The sequence below is a fragment of the Alloalcanivorax balearicus MACL04 genome (assembly GCF_025532145.1).
GTDB lineage: Bacteria > Pseudomonadota > Gammaproteobacteria > Pseudomonadales > Alcanivoracaceae > Alloalcanivorax > Alloalcanivorax balearicus.
The window spans coordinates 26,380-44,862 of the sequence record NZ_ARXS01000011.1 but is presented as its reverse complement, the minus strand read 5'-3'; the positions used below and the strand labels follow the sequence as shown (position 1 = coordinate 44,862).

The following is an 18,483-nucleotide window of genomic DNA, read 5'->3' as shown; positions in this document are numbered from 1 at the left end:
CTCATCATGTGCAAGCTGTTCATCAACGCCGACCCGCAACTCTGGGTCAGCCGTACCCATTCCCTCCGCATCGACGGTATGGTCACCAGTGTGCGCATTGAAGACGCGTTCTGGCGTGTGCTTGAGGAGGTGGCGGAGCGGGACGGCATGAATCTGCCGCAGATGATCACCCGGCTCTATCATGAGTCCATCGACGCCGGCCATGATCTCGGGAATTTCACGTCCTTCCTGCGTGTCTGCGCCATGCGCTACCTGGCCCTGCAGTTGAGCGGCGACATCCCCGCCGACACCCGGGTGGCAATCGCATCCCTGGACGCGGAAGGCATTCTGGCGCGCGAGCCCGCCAGCGGCAAACCTCACGGCAGGGCTGGCAAAACCACCCACTAACCCTTTCGTCCTGCGGGAGTCATCCTCATGAGCGACCGCCCGATCAAGCAGCCCGGCCCCGATCATCCGATTGATATCCATCCCACACCAGGGCGCGTGGTGGTGATCGCCGATGGTGCCATCGTCGCCGACAGCCGCGCGACGCTGACGGTGAGCGAGGCCGATCTGCCGGATGTGTATTACATTCCCCGCGCCGATACCGACCTGTCGTTGCTGACACCGACACCACTGAAAACCTACTGTCCGTACAAAGGCGAGGCGAGTTACTTCAGTCTGCCCGGAGAGCAGGGTGAGAACGCCGTATGGAGTTACCCGAAGCCTTTCCCCGCGGTGGCGCAAATCAAGGAGTACCTGGCGTTCTATCCGGATCGGGTGGAGGACATCCGGGTTCTACCCGAAGCCTGAGGCTCACGCCCAAGGGTCAGGGCATCAACCACAGCGCCATCGCCGCGGCGGCGGCCGACAAAGCCGCCGCCAGAGTCCGAACGTGGTTCCAGAACGTCCACTCACGCAAGTACAGAGCCCAGTAACGGTGAGCCTCCTGCGAACCATCCGTCATTCGTGCCAGGCGCTCATTGCGGGGGACGTTGAACAACATGGTGACCAGAAAAGTACCCAGCAGATAACAGACCCCGGCGGCGATCATCCCCAGCGACGGCCCGGCGTGCCAGGGCACGAAGGCCGCCACGATGGCGGCAACGGAGAGGATTGCCGAGCCCATGAAGATCCCCAGAAACCCGGGATTGAGCACGGTGACATTGATACGCCGCATGGCGTCGGCACCGTGCTCCGGCGGTTGCCCCGCCAGCGCTTTCATGATGAAGGAGGAGAAGGCGAAGAAGACGCCGGCAACAATGCCCGCGCCGATGCACAGCAGGAAGAGAATCAATACACTCATGGCAGACCCTCGGTGGTGACCCCGTTTTATCGTTGTCGAGTTAACCATCACCGTTTCGACATTAAAGCCACATCATCGAATCGGCATACCCTGCCCTAGGCCTTTGGAATCTGCTCGGTGGTTACATGCCCCGGGTGCGCGCTCACCCGGTCCAGCCAGGCTCGCACATGAGGATACCGGGATAGATCAAAACCACCCTCGTGGGCTTCATGCGTATAGGCGTAAAGGGCAATGTCGGCAATGGTGTAGTGCTCCCCGACAAAAAACGCGCGCGTCCTCAAATGCGCATCCATCACCGTCAGGGCCTCATTGCCGCCCTTATGTTTCTGTTCCAGCAGCTTGCGATTGAACGGCGTCTCTTCAAGCCCCTTGATCGCCAGCCAGAAGCGGGCGGTGGCGATGTTCGGTTCATGGCTGTACTGCTCGAAGAACAGCCACTGCATTACCCGCGCCTGCTGAACCTTATCTCCGGGCCAGTAATCCGTGCCCTGCGAAAGATAAAACAGTGCCGCATTGGACTCTGGCAGGAAGGTGCCGTCATCCAATTGCAATACCGGAATGCGTCCGTTGGGGTTCTTCGCCAGGAACTCCGGAGTACGGGATTCGCCGCGCAGGATGTCCACGGGTACGTACTGGTAGGAAATTCCCAGCAACGCCAGCAGCAAACGGATCTTGTAACCATTGCCGGATATCGGATCATCGTACAGAATCACGGAGCCCTCCTTGTCTTCCCTGTTATTTACGTTCTTCCAGCGATAAGCGGATCGCCAGACCCGCCAGCACGCCGCCCATTACATAGCGTTGCAGCGCCAGCCATAACGGGTTACGGGCAAACCAGCCGGAAATACCAGCGGCGGACAAAGCGATGGCAAGATTGACGGAGAAACTGACCAGAATCTGCGTCAGCCCCAGCGTGATACTTTGCAGGAACACCGAGCCGTTCGCCACGGCTATGAATTGAGGGAAAATGGACAAATAGAAGACCGCTATCTTCGGGTTCAACACATTGGTCAGAAACCCCATGAGGAACAGCCTGCCATCGGAATCCGCGGGCAGATCACGGGGCTCGAACGGCGAACGGGCACCCGGCCTCACCGCCTGCCAGGCCAGCCACAGCAAATACGCGGCACCGGCCCACTTCAACAGTTCATAAGCCAACGGCACCGCCAGGAACAGGGCGGTCAGCCCCAGCGCCGCCGCCAGCATGTGCACCAGAAAACCGGCGATCACGCCAAGCAGGGAAATCACACCAGCCCGTCGACCCTGACAAATCGAGCGGGAGATCAGATAGATCATGTTGGGGCCCGGTGTCAGCACCATCAGCAACGCCGCACCGGCGAAAATAATCAGATCCTGCAGTGGCACCATATTTCAGTCCCCCGGTCGCGCCTTACACCAGCGCTTCCTCCGGCGTCTTTGTCCCGTCCAGCAGACCAAATTCCCGGTTCACCAGAGACCGGGTCCGTACCAGATACAGCAAGGCCACCGCCACATTGGCGCGGGACACCACGTTGTCGCCGGCCTCCTCCACGCTGGTCGCCACCCTGCCGGTGGCCGCGTCGTCGGTGAGACGTCCCGGCTTGAGAATAACGTAGGGCACGCCCCGGTTCTTCAGGTAGTCGTCCGCCGCCTTTTTCGCCGCCATGTAGGGCCGCAGCTTCTCCGGCGCCCGCAGCGGATCGTCGGCGCGCAGGGCGCTCACCAGGATATAGCGGGACAGCCCTTTGTTTTTGGCCAGATCGGCCACCCGCATGGCGCCGTGCAGATCGATCAGCAGTGTCTTGTCCGCCCCGGTATGCGGCCCGGAGCCGGCGGTGAACAACACCTGATCACAGCCGTCGAAGGCATGGTCAAGATCCCCTTCCAGATCCGCCAGCACGGTATCCATGCCCCGTTCCCGGAACCAGGCTTGCTGTTCCGTACTTCGCACCATGGCCCTGAACGGGACCGCCGCGTCTTGCGCCAGTTGGCAGAATTGCCGTCCGATCTGCCCGTTGGCACCCACCACCAGAATCGTCATTGCTCTACTCCTCGCGGGAACTTCGGCCCTCCGCGTTCTCAATTCAACGGGAGTTTCACATTAACCCAGTCTGCGGAATCCGCAACCTTGCGCCAGACCTCAGCGCCTTCGATGTGCTCTCGGAGAATCCATTGGCCCGGCCCTGACCAGGCGAGCTCCACATAAGGACCTTCCAAGCAGCCCACGGCGATCAAGGCCGCAACCTCATCCACTGGTCCCGGCATCATACCGCCGGCGGCCACAGGCAGGCGGCTCGCCAACAGTTGCCGTAGCTGGCGGTACAATGCGGATTGATCAGAGAACTTCAGAGTATGACGCGGCTCATCGCCGCCAGCGAAAACCAGTTCCCCCGACGACGCCTCCGTGTGCATGGCGGCGAGATAGCGGGGAGGCTCCCCTTCTCCCAAATAATAACGAGCCTCCGGTGAGCTCACGCCGTCGACACCGGAGGCTCGGATTGCTCAATAAAGGCGCCATTGCCGTCCCGCACGAATCTCGCGCCCACTTCCCGGTCGAGCAGCCCGATAAAGCTGTCGTCCTCGGTCAACACCGCGCCGAGGGACACGTAGGCGGCATTGTCCGGATCGTCCAGATAGGTCTGATCCTCGTTGCCGACAAGAATGCGCCAACCGCTGTCATCGTCGTATTCCGGTGTCTCCCGGTAGAGCAAGCCCACCGGTTCACCATCGCGCAACACTTTTCCGGTGACGAAACAGCGCGGCAAATACTTGTCGGCAAGGCTGGGAACAGGATCAGGAATCTGCACCCCCATGATGTGACGAGCCTCGAACCGCACCGGGTCATGGGCGCGCAGGTCCTTTATATAGAGAGGGATATTCTCCAGGCTCCCGCTGAAACGCTGATCATCATGGATGTCGGTGATCAATACCCACATCCGTTCCGCCCCCGGCGCCTGCGGGTCGTCACTGTCAAACTCGAACATCAGTTTGACCAGATCACCGACCCGAAGCCTGGCGATGGCTTCCGGTGATGGCTTGTAGAAGGTGTACGGGTATTGATCCGCCAACACCTGGGTATCCGCCAGTCTCCAACTGCAGTCCATCAGATTCCGCCCCTTGATATCAATCCATGGTTCACTATTGGCTCTATTACTTCAGGAAGGAGCGGAAAAACTGACTCAAGGCGGTCAGGTCCTCGGTTCGTTCGGCGGGGTCTTCCTGATAACTGGCCAGGCGTGAAAGTTCCTTCTCGATAAACCGGTTCAAGGTCGGGATCGCCGGCACGAATTCCTTTTCCTGACTGCGCTTCTTGCGTTCCAACAGCTTGCTGATCTCATCGTTTACCCCCGGCGCATCCGTGAGGGTTTCACGCAGGCGCTCGAACTCGATGGGTGCGGGCTCGCCATGGGTCTCAAGCCAGCGGATCGCCAGCAGCGGCCTGAGCACGTAAAAATACTTTTTCAACGGCACCAACTGGGCTTTCAGGTATCCCTTATAGTTGGTCTTGGCCATGCTGTGGTAGTGGTGCACGCCCTTCGCCACCGAGTATATACCCGGCATCAGCGAGCGGACGCCTTCGGAGAAGGTACGGTCGTCCACATAAACAATGGGGGACTGCATCCACTCGACAAAGGACGGGTTGGACTTCCAGAACAGCTTCAATGCTTTACGCAGATCCCAGCCATTGATGTCGATGTCGTCGACGATTTCGTACTCGATGACATCGCGCTTGTCTTCCAGATCCACACTGAGATACCAGTCGTGGGGGTGCACATAGACAAAGCGCACATCATAGTCACTGTTCGGGGAGGCAAACCCCCAGGCCCGGCTGCCGGATTCCACGGCATAAAGCACACGGACCCCGTGCTCCTGCTCCGCGTCACGAATGCGGCGCATGATTTCTTCTCTTACTGACTCATCAATCATAGTCCGGTTTTACCTCTTCCTCCGGTTGGTCATCGCCGGTTCGCCCTTATCACCACCATCACAACGATGGAGCATGACATGCAACCCTGCCAGCCCCGGGCAAGCGGGCTCGCCAGTATGCTCGTGACAGCGGCCATACTGAGTGTACCCGCATGCCGTTTCGGCCACTTTTTACGTTCCTTGATGGATCGGCGGGATCAGCGGACGGCAATCGCGGCAAGGTGTCCGACCACCATGGCGGCGGCGCGGGGCAGACAACCCTTGAAGAAATGGTCGGTACCGGCGAACACCACTACCGGCCGTTGCCGCGGGCGGACCCATTGCAGCAGGTCCGTCAACGGCGCCCGTTCGTCGTTTTCGCCATGCAACAACAGCGCATTATCGGGAATGGGCTGCGGCTGGTAATAGCGGCCGTCCGGGACCTGCCCCACCGGCAGTCCCATCAACACCAACCCGTCCACCGGCTGTCGGGCCTCCAGTCTGGTGGCGGCACGGGCAAACACATAGGCGCCGAAGGAAAAGCCCACCAGCGCCAAGGGGAGCCGCGGATACTCCTCACGCAAGGCCGTGATCATCAACAGGGTATCCTGCTCTTCCCCTTCACCGGCACCGTGCTCCCCTTCCGAGTCATCAACACCGCGAAAACTCGGTCTTACCACCAGCCAGCCGGCATCGCGCAAGACCCGCGCCAGAGAATGCGGCACCGGATGCCGGGGGGAACCGCCCAGCAACGGCTGAGGATGGCCCACCAGCACCACGCCACAGGGCGCATCATCAGGATGATCAAGCGTCAGGCGAAGGCGCCCCGCCGGGCCTTGCAGATAACGGGTTTCACGTTGAGAAGCTGATGCGCTCATTAGAACAGGGAATTCCGGCTGACAGACTGACGATGGCGGGAGTCTAACACGATCCTCCGTGCGCTCCGCCTTCCCCTCAATACTCCTCGTCCAAGTGCCAGCCGATCAAGTCACCCACCTCATCGTGGACATTGGCCAGCACTTCACAATCACAATAGCCGCCGTGTTCGTTCAGCCAGGGCACCACAAGCTCCGACGCCAGGCCCTGTTGATTCAGGAATACCCGTGTCCGGGTCAGGGAATGGTCGCAAGGCGGGGCATCGGTACGATCAAGAAAGGAGAACAGTGCTTTCAATTGTGCCAATGGCATCGGCAAGGAAGCACATAATGCCGCGCGCCGTTTTGCTTTGAATTCAGCCTTGAGCGCCTTCTTGGCCGCTTGATCCATCCGTCTTTCTCCGGCGCGGCGCCCGGTGTCCGCGCCATGGTATGAATTGAGGGGGGGGGGGAGGAACCGGCCTTGCCGATGCTTGCCTACACGATAGCGGCCGGAGTCCCCTTTCCACTGGAGTGCTTTGCCGGTCAAATGGTTCCGGATGGACAGCATCACCAGCGTGATCTGTGACTGCGTTCTCTGCAATTATCACATCTGGTGGTCCAGCCAGGATCCCGTTCAGGACATACCCCGTGGTTGGTCCACTTTCGCTTCCGGGAAATACTGTCCAGCCCAACCCATAAAATCCGTCTCGGTATGACATTCCAAACAAGCTCCCGAGCAGGGCTGGTAAAGCCATAGTGCCTGCCCCGAACTCAGGCGCTTGTGCAAAAGACGCAGTTTGCCTTCCAGCCATTGCATCGGCGTGGCGGTACCGTATTGATGCGCCTGCAGCAGACGTTCAAAGGTATCGCGATCCACCCTGCCGGAGCGGGCCAGGTGGGCATCGAGTTCATGATTGAAGGCGGCGGCATCCATGGTCGGCGTTGTCACCCGGGGCGATTTACGACAGGGACTTACCCTAACGCAGGCGGGCCGCCCGGTCATCCCGGACGGCCCACGGCGGACACCGGGAATCAGGCTTTCGCCGGCAACGGTTCGGTACGCAACCCCACGGACACCAGCAGCCCGGCGAAGATCAACACCAGACCACTTATGGCGAATACACCCGGGGCGCCACTGACGTTGAACACCGCGCCGCCGGCGGCGGCCCCCAACGCGATGGCGAACTGAATCGCCACCACCATCAGCCCGCCACCGCTTTCCGCCTCATCAGGCACGGTACGGGTGATCCAGGTGGACCAGGCCACCGGGACGGCACCGAAAGCCATGCCCCACAACGCCACCAGAATGGCGTCACTGACCGGCGTACCAGTGAGCATGGCCAGACTCAGCCCGGCCACGCCCATCACCAGCGGCATCACCGCCAACGTCAGGCGCATGTTACGTTCCACCAGCGCGCCGCCCAGGAAAGTCCCGATGAAATTGGCCACGCCGAAACCGAGCAGAATGGCTGAAATGCCGGACACCGCCACCCCGGTGACGTTTTCCAGGAAAGGGCGGACGTAGGTAAACAAGGCAAAGTGGCCGGTGAAGACCAACAAGGAGGCCAACATGCCGAAGCCCATGCGCGGTCTCATCATCACCTCGAACATGGTACGCAGACGGGTGTGACCATTGGGCGCCATGCGCGGCAAGGTGGCGAACTGCACCACCAGCGCCAGGACCCCGAGCAAAGAGGCCAGCAGGAACACATTCCGCCAGCCGATCAGATCACCCAGGTAACTGCCCAGTGGCGCCGCGAACACCGTAGCCGCCGACACGCCGCTGAACAGTAGCGACAACGCCCGTGGCACCAGGGCTTCCGGCACCAGCCGCATTACCGTGGCCGCGGACATGGCCCAAAAGCCACCGATACCGATACCAAGAAACACCCGGCCCAACAGCAGCAAGACCAGATTGGGCGCATAGGCCACCAGCAGATTCGACACCACCAACAGCCCGGAAAAGCCAATCAACACATGGCGCCGATCAATCCGCCGAGTCACCGACGCGATAAACAGGCCGGTCACCATCGCCAGCACCGCGGTGATGGATACTGCCTGGCCGGCCAGGCCCTCGCTGACCTCCAGGTCCGCGGCCATCGGCGTCAGCAAACTGGCGGGCAGGAATTCGGCGGTGACCAGCCCGAACACGCCCAGGGTCAGGGAAATCACCGCGCCCCAGGCGGCGGTCACCGGGGCGCTTGTGTTCTCCCGCGCAGTATCAGACTTGTTCATGGGTCTCCCTTCTTTCTCAGATGGCATCACGAAGGGGGCCAGAATAGAGTGGACAATCCAGACGATCCATGCCATATAGTCGCTCATGATTGATCAATCGTCCGAACCTCAATCTGATCTGTCCCATTCCTCCAACGCCGATCTGATCAGCGAGTTGCTAGCGGGAATGCGGCTGAGAGGCTTGCGCTACCACCGTCTGAGGCTGACGCCCCCTTTCGGCGTGCGCTTTGGCGAGGGTGGCAGGCCACGGGCCCATTTCCACTTCGTGGCCCAGGGGCGAGCCTATTTGCGTGGCGAAGATGGCGATCTGAATGAATTGAGCCATGGCACCGCGGTGTTGATGCCCCGCGACGGCCCTCATGCCCTGCTCTCCGAACCGGCACTGCCGTGCCGCCATATCACCGGTTTTGACGCCGCCGCCCTCTGCGATGCCGTCGATGACGTGCAGTCCTGCGACCCGGACACCTGCCGTAGCCAGGACACTTTGATTTTCAGTGGCTGCATGGAGCTGGACCTGGGCTCCCTGCACCCCCTGGTGTCACTGATGCCGGCGGTGATGCGGGTTGACCCTCAAGCGGACCGGCAATCGGAGTTGCTCCCCATCCTGGAAGCCATGGAACAGGAGGTATGCGGGCAGCGGGCGGGCTTCGCCGGCATCCTCACGCGGCTGGCGGAAGTGGTCGCCGCCGCCATCATACGAAGCTGGGTGGAATGCGGCTGCGGAGACGCCAGCGGCTGGGTGGAAGCGTTGCGCGACCCGCGTCTGGGCAGGGTTATCGCCGCGCTGCATCGCGAGCCCGGCCGGCATTGGACGGTGGAATCCATGGCGAAGGAGATGGGCGTATCCCGCTCGGTGTTCGCCGAACGCTTCCTGACGGTGACCGGCATCACGCCACTGCGCTACGTTACCGAACTGCGTATGCGCCTTGCCAGTCAGTGGCTGACCCGTGAACGCCTGCCCGTGGAAGACGTGGCGGAGCGGCTCGGTTACGGCTCCCAGGCCGCCTTCAGTCGCGCCTTCAAACGAACCACAGGCCACTCACCCGGTGCTTATCGCGCCACCACCGCCCATCCATCCGAAGAGCATTGACGAGGCACAGCAATGCCGAAGCGGCCGATTCCCGGTCAATCACCGATCCGGCTGAAGGTTTCGAACGGTACCGCGCTGGCGCATAAAAACGCGTACAGCCGAACCGACTCATCTCCGGCAAAACGTTGCTTCAACGCCGCCAGCACCGGTTTGCGGGTTTGTAACGCCTCCCTCAACTTGGGCAAATCGGCGGCTTTTATCGTCCACTGCCATTCATATTCGGAACAACCAAAGCTTTCGGAGACACCCGCGCCCAGATCCTGCCCCACGAACACCAGATCACCGTTGCTCTGTAATTCGGCGGCAAGATACCGGAAGCCACGATGATCCCGGTTTTGCCTCAGTATCACTTTGCTTGGACGCCACCAGCGGCCCATAACATCATCCATCCGATTGCCAGCACCGCATCGCCCCTCCAGCCAATCATCAAGTCTCTGATCGTGGCTTCCTTGGGGGCGAAGCCCCTGCTGCCTAAGATAACGGGAAAACGGTTCGGTTAGAAAAATGAAACCCATCTCTCGGATCCGGGAAAAGGAAGCGGCTAGATTACACGGGAACCGCCCATAAAGGCTTCCGGCTCATGTTCTCCACTCCCTCCCATTTTCCGGACGACTCACTCCTCCTCTCCAGGCATCCGTTTTTGGGAGCGTTTTTCCCGGCGTATCAGGTAAAAGTCCTCCATCCACTCCATACCCCAGAGCAGAATATAACCCGATACCACCAATACGACGCCGATCAAGAGCGCCGCCATTGCCACCCCGCCACCGTTCAAGGCTACTTCCATTCGAATACGCCCTATGACCCCACGTCAGGATTATTTCCAAGCCCAACCGTTGATAACAGGCCAACAGAGGATCACTCCAAAGGCCTGCTCCATTCTTTTTTGACGCTTGTCTCGATTCGGCAACGCCGCTGAGACGCGGCATCCATTGACACAAAGTAGATCACAAAATGAACAGAAATAGGCGTTATATGCCTCTTTTTGTCCATTTATCTACATTCTACACACATCAATTAACCATTCAACATCATATTTAATATAAAAGTCATCGTGAAACGTCGTTCTTGAAGGCTCCACTATCTGCTGAACTGCCCGGCAGGAGAGGAGCAGCCATGAAGAACCCCAAACAACTCATCGGCCAGCGCATCAGCTTGTTGCGGCGGGCCCGGCATCTGACCCAGAACGATCTGGCGGAAGGTGTTGGTGTGGACAGCCGCCATATCTCACGGCTGGAAACCGGCAAATACTTTCCGTCGCTGGATACGCTGGTGACGATGTCCAAGGTGCTGGAAGTGGAGTTACAGGAGTTTTTTCTGTTTCCATCGGTGGAAACGGAAAGCGAAATGCGGGAAGCCCTGGTCGCCATCGCCGAAGAAGCCCCGGAGCCGGTGCTCCGGGAAATATTGTCCTTCGCTCGCAACCAGCTGGCCCAGCGCCGGGGCGCCGGTTAGCAACGCAGAAACGGCATGCCTTGCCGAATTCTCCATACCCTTTGCTCGTTCCTTCCAACCCGGTAGCCGTACTCTTCCCGGATCGATTAGGATCGAACCATGATCAAGGGCTTGCTTGAGGTTGTTCGCCGTTACCTGGCACATCACGCCGACGCCACCGGCCTGGCGCAAACGCCAATTCCGGGGCTGACAACCATTCGTTCGACCACGCCGAGCAGCCTGGAGTACAGCATTTCGCGGCCCCTGGCCTGCCTTGTGCTGCAAGGCAAAAAGCAGGTCACCATGGGCACTCAGACACTCACCTTCGAGGCCGGGGATTCACTACTGATCACCGCGGACGTGCCGATTGTCAGCCAGGTACTCCAAGCCAGTGTCGAAACGCCCTATATGTCCCTGGTCATGGACCTGGATCCAGCGGTGATCACCGAATTAACCCTGGAAATGCACGCCGACGCCGCCGCCGAGGGTGCGGCCGTGCGATTCCAACCCACCGACACGGAAGTGGCCGACGCCGCGCTGCGACTGATGCAGTTATTGGATCGTCCGGAATCAGTATCCGTACTCCACAAACAACGGGTAAGAGAGCTGCACTACTGGCTCTTGGCCGGGCGGCACGGCGCCGCGATTCGGCGGCTCGGCTACCCCGACGGTCATGAGCAGAGGATAGCTCGTGCCGTGACCTTGCTCCGAGCGGAGTTTACCCGCCCCCTGCCGGTGGAACGTCTGGCCGCCGTAGCTGGCATGAGCCCCTCCTCCTTCTATCAGCACTTTCGCAACGTCACCTCTCTGTCACCTCTGCAGTTCCAGAAGCAACTGCGGCTGATCGAAGCGCGCCGGTTAATGATGGCGGAAGGCGTATCGGCAAGCAGCGCCGCTTTTGCCGTAGGCTATGAGAGCGTGTCGCAATTTTCCCGGGAGTATCGCCGAATGTTCAGCCAACCGCCGGCCAGGGATGCCGAGGCCATGAAGCATCGTTTACAGAACTGACCGGCTTGCGGAGCAGACCAATAACCCAGGCAATCGATACCCGAAAAAAAGGTTCATCGCGGTTTACAGGGAAACGGCCTTACCCTCCATCAGGGACCGCAGAGCCGTGTTACGCCTTTGCGGGAACGTCGTGAAGCAGGTTCCGCAAAGGCGTAACACGGCTCCACTTCGAGGTGCCAGACGGCCGTTTCTGGAAATGCGGCAGGCCTGAACAAAACAGAGAGACGATCAGATACCCTGCCCCCCTGATACCTCGATCCGCTGAGCATTTATCCAGCGATTATCCTCACTCAGCAGGCTGGCGATCATCGGTCCGATATCATCCGGTACCCCCACCCGTCCCAGTGGTGTCATCTGCGCGAAGATTTGATTCAGATCCGGTGTATCACGAACAGCACCACCGAGAAAATCGGTCTCGATGGCCCCCGGTGCCACTGTATTCACCGCAATGCCACGGTGGCCAAATTCCTTGGCCATGTAGAGGCTGAGTACTTCAACGGCTCCCTTCATCGCCGAGTAGGCGGAAAAGCCCGGAGAGATCACCCGGGTCAGCCCGGAAGACAGATTGACGATACGACCACCATCGGCGATCAGTGGCAGTAACGCCTGAGTGAGAAAGAACACCCCCTTGAAATGCACATTCATCAGCGTATCGAATTGTGCCTCGGTGGTCTCCGCCATTGACACCATCTCGCCATGGCCCGCGTTATTGACCAAGTGATCGAAAGTCTCACGCTGCCAGGTCGCCATTAGCGCCTTGCGCAACGTTTCGGCGAAAATCGGAAAGCTGGCAGCCTCACCGGTATTAAGTTGTAAGGCCACGGCCCTGCGGCCGATCGCCTCAATTTCCGCCACCACCGCCTCGGCGTTTTCTCGCCCGTGAAGATAGGTGAGTACAACATCGCCGCCTTTACCGGCGATGCTCAAGGCCGTGTTGCGGCCAAGCCCACGGCTGGCACCGGTAATCAAAGAGATTCTGGTCATGCTTCATGCCCTCAACGTTGGGATAACGTGCTGACAGTATGGCAAGCCACCCGAAGTCCGGTCGCTGCCGGATCGTCGATAAGCTTTGCCCGAATCTCCAACCCTTTCTCTTCGGACCTGGCGGCATTGGCAGGCCAATCCGCTCTGACCGCAGACTCAACGCCTGTTATGCAGAGAGTGCACCGCGCCCGGTTTGTTTTTTACTCCCCGGACCATCGCTTTATGCACGAACGGCGAGGTCATTGCCCGCATCAAGGCACTGTAGTTGACATCGAAGCGAACCTCGCCGCCCACCTGCAGCCGGTGTGTGCCGCTATTGAGAATCAGGTGATCACTGCTGGCGCCAAGGATGGATAAGCCCTCGGGAGGCTGTAGCCCATCCGGATCCAGATCCTGTTCTCCGATGGCCAGAATCGCCCGAGCCATGTCACCACGGTCCATGGACGTAACGCCTTCACCAAAGGCGGTTTCCCCCAAGGTGCCCCAAGGGAGGGAGGGTTTGATTTTGGACTCGATGACCTCCGCCACCAGGGCAATGGCGTCGGTATAAAGGCCGTCGACCGGCTGGCGATGTAGCGATTCCCGACCCAGCAAAATCGCTTCTCCCAGGCGCAAGTGGTTGACTCGCCCCTTGCGGCCCGCCCCCAATGCCCAATCCAGGTTGGCCGAATTACCACCGGATACCAGTTCCAGCTTCACTTCCAGTGTTTCCTCCAGCTCATCGGCCAGCGCCGACAGATCCGCCATATTGGCCGCATCCGGCGCCACGCCACTGTGGCAGGCCAGATTGGTGCCAATACCGGTAAGAACCAGATTGGGAAGACGCAACACCTCCCGGGCGGCATTGACCAGATCACCGGGGAGAATACCTTCGCGCAGGTCCCCCAGTTCCACCATCAACACCACACCGTGAGTTCGCTCCGCAAGCTGGGCCGCGGCGGAAAGCCGGCGTACCACCGCCAGTTCGGTGTTGAAGCTGATGTCCGCATGCCGGACCACCCTTTCCACCTGACTGAGCATGGGTGAGCGAATCAACATGATCGGCGCCGCGATGCGCTGTTGACGCATCGCTTCGATATTTTCAATGCGGGCGTCTCCCAGCCCGTTGACCCCGGCGCGCAACATCGCCTTGGCGACCTCCACCGATCCCAGGCAGGCCTTGGTGACACCGGTCACCGTGATGCCGTTTTCCCCCAACTCCTCCACCATAAGACGGGCATTTTCCGTGATCTTGTCCAAATCCACTTCCAGGCGCGGAGCATTCATTGCGTTTCTCCTTGAGATCGGACGGCGAGTTCCGGAAAAGCCGCGAACACCATGTCCACCAAGTACTGGGCAGGTCTGGTCAGCGCATCGGTGACGGGAACGCCAAGATCGCGGGTGTAGGCATCGATGGCTGAAGCTACCTGACTCTCATCCATGTGTTCGTGGTTGAGCGTCAAGCCAATCACCCGCGTAGGTGAAAAGGTCTCAATCAAACGGATTTCGTCCGCCGGGTCCGGCATCGCCATGGTGGCGAAGTCACATCGGAATTCACGTGCCGGGGCGTGCTGCAAAACCACGCCCTGAGGGCAGGCTCCGCGCAGAACGAAGGAGGTCGTGGAAAAAGCCGGGTGGCTCAGCGCACCCTGCCCTTCGATGATGATCACATCGGGTTGCTCGGCGTGAAAGGCCTCCACGATGGTGGCTTCCAACTCACCGGCACAGAACTGCGAAGGCACGGAGTCCAGAGCCACACCGTAGCGGGCCCCCTGGATCATCCCCGTCTGCCCGGTACCAACCATCACCGCCTTGAGCCCCATGGCGTTGAGCGCCGCGGTGAGAACGGTGGCAGTGGTGCGCTTGCCAATGGCGCAGTCCGTGCCCAGTACCGCGATACGAGGGCAGGTCACTTCATTGATACGGCCGCTGAACAAGCGCAGAAACTTCTTCGGCCGGGGACAGCGGACATCGACGATATCCACCTTATGGGCAATCCGGGCGGCGGCGAATTCCGGATCATCGTTGAGGAACTCATGCAGCCCGTTAATGATGCTCATGCCCTCGGCCATGGCCGCCAACACCACTCCCCGTTGCTCGGTGGACAGCAGCCCGCTGGCCGGTGCCATGCCGAAGATAAGAAAATCCGGCACCGTATCCACCTGGCTCAGAGCGTCGCTCAGATCACGGCAAACCGGAATGCCGTTGGCGCTACCATCCAGGATGGTGCCGGTATCCTGACCGGCCTGGCGGCTGTCGATCACCGACAGAACCGTGTATTTCTCGGAGTGGCGGATCAGCCCGTTAGCGGTTTTGCCATCAATATCACCGAACTGTCCTTCGCAGTAGACAATCGCGGTAGCGATGTTCGCACGCGCGCGGGTAACAAAAGTGTGAGCGTTATGAAGAGGAGGTTCAGGAGGAACAAGCGGCGGGCGGGATCGGGAGGACGGGACGGCGGCGGGCGGAGCCTGTGCGGAGTAAGGACGGGCTCGCAACGAAATGGGGGAAACGATGGTCATGGTGAGCTCCTCAAGCGGCGCGACGCTTAGAGGGGCAATAGCGATTAGGCCGGCCAGGGTGGCCGAAAAAACAACGAGAGATCCCCACTAAGCGGTGGGGTGATCGGCACCCACAGTAGCACGGATCGGCCCGGATGGGGTGAATATAAAAGGTTCATCGCCGAATAACGGGAATGAGACGCATCCTATGCGCCGCTGTCGCCATAGGTCTCCCCGGCAAACTCCAGCAAGCAAAATCCATGACCAAATGGATCCGAGAACGTAATGCACTTGGAGGCATTCCACTCAATACATTCACTTTCGCGAACGGCGCCGGCACGAAGGGCCCGGGCAGCGGCCACCTCGATATCATCAACAACGAAATCAATATGGACCGGTGTCCAGTGTCGGATGTAACAGCAGGCCGGTGGCGACGTGCTTGCCGCCTTTGAGCCGAAATCCTTTTGCAAAAGATAGATTACCGCAGACGCGCCCGTCAGCTCCGCCACGTCGTTATCCATCGTACGACTGTGCCTGAGCCCCAGAGCGTCGGTGTAAAACTCGATGGCCCGGGCAAGCTCAGGGACATCAATATTGACGATCATTTTCATGGTGGGAACTCCCGTTCGGAGAGCCTGACAAGGACCGGTGCCGCCTTCTTTCCCTGCAATCCGTCGCTGTCAAAGCGCTTAGTTCCGGCCTACTGGGCAAATCTTCCGGTAAGCGGATCGACCATACCAAACCGAGATCCCGCAGGCGATTCAACACCCACCAGCCCGGGTCCGGTTGATTATCATACAATCCCAGTAACGCCGACCCTGGGTAAGCGTGATGATTGTTATGCCAGCTTTCCCCCATGGTCAGATAAGCCGCGGCGGGAATGTTGAAGCCCTGTACCGCCGCGCCTTCAACATGCCAGTCGCGCTGTCCACGATTATGGGCGAAATAGCCAACCAGCCAATGTCCCGTTACCGAGACGGCAATTCGTGCGGAAATCCCCCAGACCACCCAGGGCAATCCCCCTACCCAGAACAGCAGCACGGCCCAAGGCAGTTGCTGCCACATCCAGGTTCGCTCCATGAAAGTGTAGACACGATCATTGGCGACTCGCGGTTCCGGATCAAATTCCGGCGGCTCGCTTAACTCCAGATCGCAATGGAGCTGCCACCAGCCATCCGTCCAAAACCTCTCTCCGTGCCGCAGGTAGGGATGGCAATCCAGTTGTCTTTGCGCCCAGTCACGCAAATCATGTTGGTGCATCATCCCCAGCGGGCCGGCCATTCCGACCAGCACGCCGAAATGCACGAAGAGGTATTCCAGCCAAAGCGGACATTCATAGGCATTGTGGATCAGCCGGCGGTGCATTCCCAAGGAATGCCCAAGGCACAAGGTGATCCCCGTGGTGCCTATAAAGACAAGGAAAGAAGACAGCGAAAACGTTAGATAACCGGCGACAATTGCTATCGACACATGCGCCAGATACCACAGCGACTTGGCAGGCGCCCAATGCACCCGGCCCGAGACTGGACTCGTGCCCGGAGACGCCAGGATCCTCGGCGTATGAGTGTTGGTATCCATACTGCACTCCCTCTAAGTTACCGTGGTGTTACGATCCCGGACCGGCGGCAGTCCGTACATGCGGGCATACTCCCGGGTAAATTGAGACACACTGGCGTAACCGACCTCGAAAGCGACCCGGCTCGAGGTCTTTCCCTGGGATAGCATCAATCTGCGGGCTTCGATCAGGCGTAACTGCTTCTGGAACTGCAATGGCGACAGCGTGGTAACCGCGCGGAAATGTTTGTGAAAGGCGGAGCGGCTCATACCCGCCGCTTCCGCCAGGCGCTCAATCGGTAGCTGACGCGTATAGTCTTTACGCAGCATGGCCACCGCACGGGCAATGCGTCGAACCTGACTGTCCGGCAAGCCCAGACGGCGAATCGCCGGCCCCTGAGCGCCAAGCAGCAACCAATAATGTATCTCCCTGACCAGTTGCTTGCGCAGCACGGACAGCGATTGCGGTTGCCCCAATAAACGGACCAGCCTGAACATCGCATTACGAAGCTCTTCGTCGACGTTGATGCCCACAGGCTCCTGAGGCGAACCCACCATACTCATGGCCACATCCAGATCGGTAATCACCGCGGGATCCAGATCCAGGGCCATCGCCAGATAGGGCCTGGTGATCGTCGCCTCACTGATCCGGCTGGCCGTCGGCACATTGGCGGTGACGATCATCGAGTCGCCCGCGGTAAAGGTGAAATCCCTATCGCCAATGGTGACTCGCTTACTGCCTTGCAGCACCAGACACACCAGAGGGCTGGCAATGGCGTGTTCCAGTTCGCCGGGCGAGAAGCCACGCACCAGAAACAGACCGGGCACCGGGGTACCAGCGATACCGTCCGCGTTGGCGTGTTCTTGGGTATAGCGCTGGACCGCGTCACGCAGAGCATCAGACATGATTTATTCTTGCCCATCGACTCCCACCACGTAAAGAAAAATGGACAATCAGGCAAAAAGCGGCGAGCTTCGAGCATCACCGGAGCACCATACCGTCCTACCGTAAAACCTCTGCAATGGAGGTGAATGATGACAAACGAAACGAAATCAAGAGCCACGGCTACCACCGCCTCTCCAGGCCCAAGCCCTGAACCGAATCCGTCTCCCGGGGATCGTCCTCATCGTGGTGTACGCGTATCCGGGCTGGATGGCGAAGAAGGGCCGAAGGCCTTCTATATTCACATCGAGGCGCTGCCCGGCAAGGAAAACCAGGTCGTCCGCATGCTTGAAGACATTCTCGGCTGTGTGCACGAGGAGCCGGCCACCGGACCGTGGTATGCGGTACGGTATTCGCAAACCACCTTTGGCATCTTTGAGGTTTTCCCGGATCTGGCCGGGCGGCAGGCGCACGTGGAAGGCGGTGGCGGCGATATCTTCCGGGATGTTGAACGGATGAACGCGCTACTGGCCTACCCCGCCCACGTTCATAGATTGGATGTACTAATGAGCAAAGAAGTATTTGCCCGGCGCTGAACGCTCCTTCCAACACCACTCCACCATCAACCCACCACCAACCCGCCGCCGGCCCCTTGGTTCCGGCGGCGTGCGCACTCCGGCTTAGCCCGGTGTCACGCCACCTGACATGCCTTCAGCCTCCCATCTATGCGACAATCCCGCCCGATGCGCATCTCGCCCTTCCACGGCCCATCCAGGTGAATTGTCACCCTC

At 59.8% G+C, this 18,483-nt stretch carries 24 protein-coding genes; 6 read left to right on the top strand and 18 right to left on the bottom strand.

The window, feature by feature from the left end:
• The first annotated feature begins 6 nt into the window (after positions 1-6).
• Together MA04_RS10980 and MA04_RS10975 are read left to right on the top strand one after the other, a co-directional pair.
• Positions 7-387: a ribbon-helix-helix domain-containing protein gene (locus MA04_RS10980; RefSeq protein ID WP_262460441.1), complete on the top strand. Its 381-nt coding sequence runs from the start codon at positions 7-9 to the stop codon at positions 385-387.
• 27 nt (positions 388-414) lie between these two features.
• Positions 415-792, top strand: coding sequence for a DUF427 domain-containing protein (locus MA04_RS10975; RefSeq protein WP_233916996.1), 378 nt, complete (start codon positions 415-417; stop codon positions 790-792).
• 16 nt (positions 793-808) lie between these two features.
• On the opposite strand, the gene MA04_RS10970 is transcribed toward MA04_RS10975, so the two are convergent.
• The 10 genes from MA04_RS10970 to MA04_RS10925 form a co-directional block, all read right to left on the bottom strand.
• On the bottom strand, positions 809-1,285 hold the full coding sequence (locus MA04_RS10970; RefSeq protein WP_262460439.1) for an anthrone oxygenase family protein: 477 nt from the start codon (positions 1,283-1,285) through the stop codon (positions 809-811).
• Between the two features lie 95 nt (positions 1,286-1,380).
• Positions 1,381-1,998: a glutathione S-transferase family protein gene (locus tag MA04_RS10965; protein ID WP_262460438.1), complete on the bottom strand. Its 618-nt coding sequence runs from the start codon at positions 1,996-1,998 to the stop codon at positions 1,381-1,383.
• A gap of 22 nt (positions 1,999-2,020) precedes the next feature.
• A complete protein-coding gene (locus MA04_RS10960) occupies positions 2,021-2,653 on the bottom strand; it encodes a LysE family translocator (protein WP_014993667.1) in 633 nt (210 codons plus the stop codon).
• 22 nt (positions 2,654-2,675) lie between these two features.
• Positions 2,676-3,305 (bottom strand): SDR family oxidoreductase, encoded by a 630-nt coding sequence (locus MA04_RS10955; protein ID WP_262460435.1) that lies wholly within the window; start codon positions 3,303-3,305, stop codon positions 2,676-2,678.
• A gap of 430 nt (positions 3,306-3,735) precedes the next feature.
• Positions 3,736-4,368 carry an immunity protein Imm33 domain-containing protein gene (locus MA04_RS10950; RefSeq protein WP_262460434.1) on the bottom strand — a complete coding sequence of 211 codons (633 nt, stop codon included), beginning with the start codon at positions 4,366-4,368 and terminating at the stop codon, positions 3,736-3,738.
• Between the two features lie 46 nt (positions 4,369-4,414).
• Positions 4,415-5,191 (bottom strand): nucleotidyltransferase domain-containing protein, encoded by a 777-nt coding sequence (locus MA04_RS10945; RefSeq protein ID WP_394356147.1) that lies wholly within the window; start codon positions 5,189-5,191, stop codon positions 4,415-4,417.
• 197 nt (positions 5,192-5,388) lie between these two features.
• The gene (locus tag MA04_RS10940; protein WP_262460431.1) at positions 5,389-6,048 is read right to left on the bottom strand and encodes an alpha/beta hydrolase; all 660 of its coding nucleotides are present in this window, start codon (positions 6,046-6,048) and stop codon (positions 5,389-5,391) included.
• Between the two features lie 76 nt (positions 6,049-6,124).
• Positions 6,125-6,436, bottom strand: coding sequence for a DUF2695 domain-containing protein (locus MA04_RS10935; protein WP_262460429.1), 312 nt, complete (start codon positions 6,434-6,436; stop codon positions 6,125-6,127).
• A 225-nt stretch (positions 6,437-6,661) separates the two neighbouring features.
• Complete coding sequence (locus MA04_RS10930; RefSeq protein ID WP_262460427.1) at positions 6,662-6,961, bottom strand: hypothetical protein; 300 nt, start codon at positions 6,959-6,961, stop codon at positions 6,662-6,664.
• 98 nt (positions 6,962-7,059) lie between these two features.
• Positions 7,060-8,262, bottom strand: a complete 1,203-nt coding sequence (locus MA04_RS10925; protein WP_163126489.1) for an MFS transporter — start codon at positions 8,260-8,262, stop codon at positions 7,060-7,062.
• 85 nt (positions 8,263-8,347) lie between these two features.
• On the opposite strand from MA04_RS10925, the gene MA04_RS10920 reads away from it, so the two are divergent.
• Complete coding sequence (locus MA04_RS10920) at positions 8,348-9,352, top strand: AraC family transcriptional regulator (protein ID WP_163126488.1); 1,005 nt, start codon at positions 8,348-8,350, stop codon at positions 9,350-9,352.
• 35 nt (positions 9,353-9,387) lie between these two features.
• Here MA04_RS10920 and MA04_RS10915 read toward each other — a convergent pair whose 3' ends face one another.
• Positions 9,388-9,867 (bottom strand): hypothetical protein, encoded by a 480-nt coding sequence (locus MA04_RS10915; protein WP_262460424.1) that lies wholly within the window; start codon positions 9,865-9,867, stop codon positions 9,388-9,390.
• 98 nt (positions 9,868-9,965) lie between these two features.
• A complete protein-coding gene (locus tag MA04_RS10910) occupies positions 9,966-10,136 on the bottom strand; it encodes a hypothetical protein (protein WP_163126486.1) in 171 nt (56 codons plus the stop codon).
• 329 nt (positions 10,137-10,465) lie between these two features.
• On the opposite strand from MA04_RS10910, the gene MA04_RS10905 reads away from it, so the two are divergent.
• Together MA04_RS10905 and MA04_RS10900 are read left to right on the top strand one after the other, a co-directional pair.
• On the top strand, positions 10,466-10,804 hold the full coding sequence (locus MA04_RS10905) for a helix-turn-helix domain-containing protein (RefSeq protein WP_163126485.1): 339 nt from the start codon (positions 10,466-10,468) through the stop codon (positions 10,802-10,804).
• A 99-nt stretch (positions 10,805-10,903) separates the two neighbouring features.
• Positions 10,904-11,791 carry an AraC family transcriptional regulator gene (locus MA04_RS10900; protein ID WP_262460422.1) on the top strand — a complete coding sequence of 296 codons (888 nt, stop codon included), beginning with the start codon at positions 10,904-10,906 and terminating at the stop codon, positions 11,789-11,791.
• Positions 11,792-12,019: 228 nt separating this feature from the next.
• On the opposite strand, the gene MA04_RS10895 is transcribed toward MA04_RS10900, so the two are convergent.
• From MA04_RS10895 to MA04_RS10870, 6 genes are all read right to left on the bottom strand, one after another.
• The gene (locus MA04_RS10895) at positions 12,020-12,775 is read right to left on the bottom strand and encodes an SDR family NAD(P)-dependent oxidoreductase (protein ID WP_262460421.1); all 756 of its coding nucleotides are present in this window, start codon (positions 12,773-12,775) and stop codon (positions 12,020-12,022) included.
• A 156-nt stretch (positions 12,776-12,931) separates the two neighbouring features.
• A complete protein-coding gene (locus MA04_RS10890; RefSeq protein ID WP_163122574.1) occupies positions 12,932-14,041 on the bottom strand; it encodes an alanine/ornithine racemase family PLP-dependent enzyme in 1,110 nt (369 codons plus the stop codon).
• The gene (locus MA04_RS10885; RefSeq protein WP_262460420.1) at positions 14,038-15,276 is read right to left on the bottom strand and encodes a DUF1611 domain-containing protein; all 1,239 of its coding nucleotides are present in this window, start codon (positions 15,274-15,276) and stop codon (positions 14,038-14,040) included. The genes MA04_RS10890 and MA04_RS10885 overlap by 4 nt, the downstream gene beginning before the upstream one ends.
• A 185-nt stretch (positions 15,277-15,461) precedes the next feature.
• Positions 15,462-15,866, bottom strand: coding sequence for a VOC family protein (locus MA04_RS10880; protein ID WP_262460419.1), 405 nt, complete (start codon positions 15,864-15,866; stop codon positions 15,462-15,464).
• Positions 15,844-16,833, bottom strand: a complete 990-nt coding sequence (locus MA04_RS10875) for an acyl-CoA desaturase (protein ID WP_262460418.1) — start codon at positions 16,831-16,833, stop codon at positions 15,844-15,846. Before MA04_RS10875 ends, MA04_RS10880 begins: the two co-directional genes overlap by 23 nt.
• Positions 16,834-16,845: 12 nt before the next feature.
• Positions 16,846-17,715 carry an AraC family transcriptional regulator gene (locus tag MA04_RS10870; protein WP_262460417.1) on the bottom strand — a complete coding sequence of 290 codons (870 nt, stop codon included), beginning with the start codon at positions 17,713-17,715 and terminating at the stop codon, positions 16,846-16,848.
• 126 nt (positions 17,716-17,841) lie between these two features.
• Here MA04_RS10870 and MA04_RS10865 point away from each other — a divergent pair, with 126 nt between their 5' ends.
• Complete coding sequence (locus MA04_RS10865) at positions 17,842-18,288, top strand: putative quinol monooxygenase (protein ID WP_262460416.1); 447 nt, start codon at positions 17,842-17,844, stop codon at positions 18,286-18,288.
• Positions 18,289-18,483 lie beyond the last annotated feature (195 nt).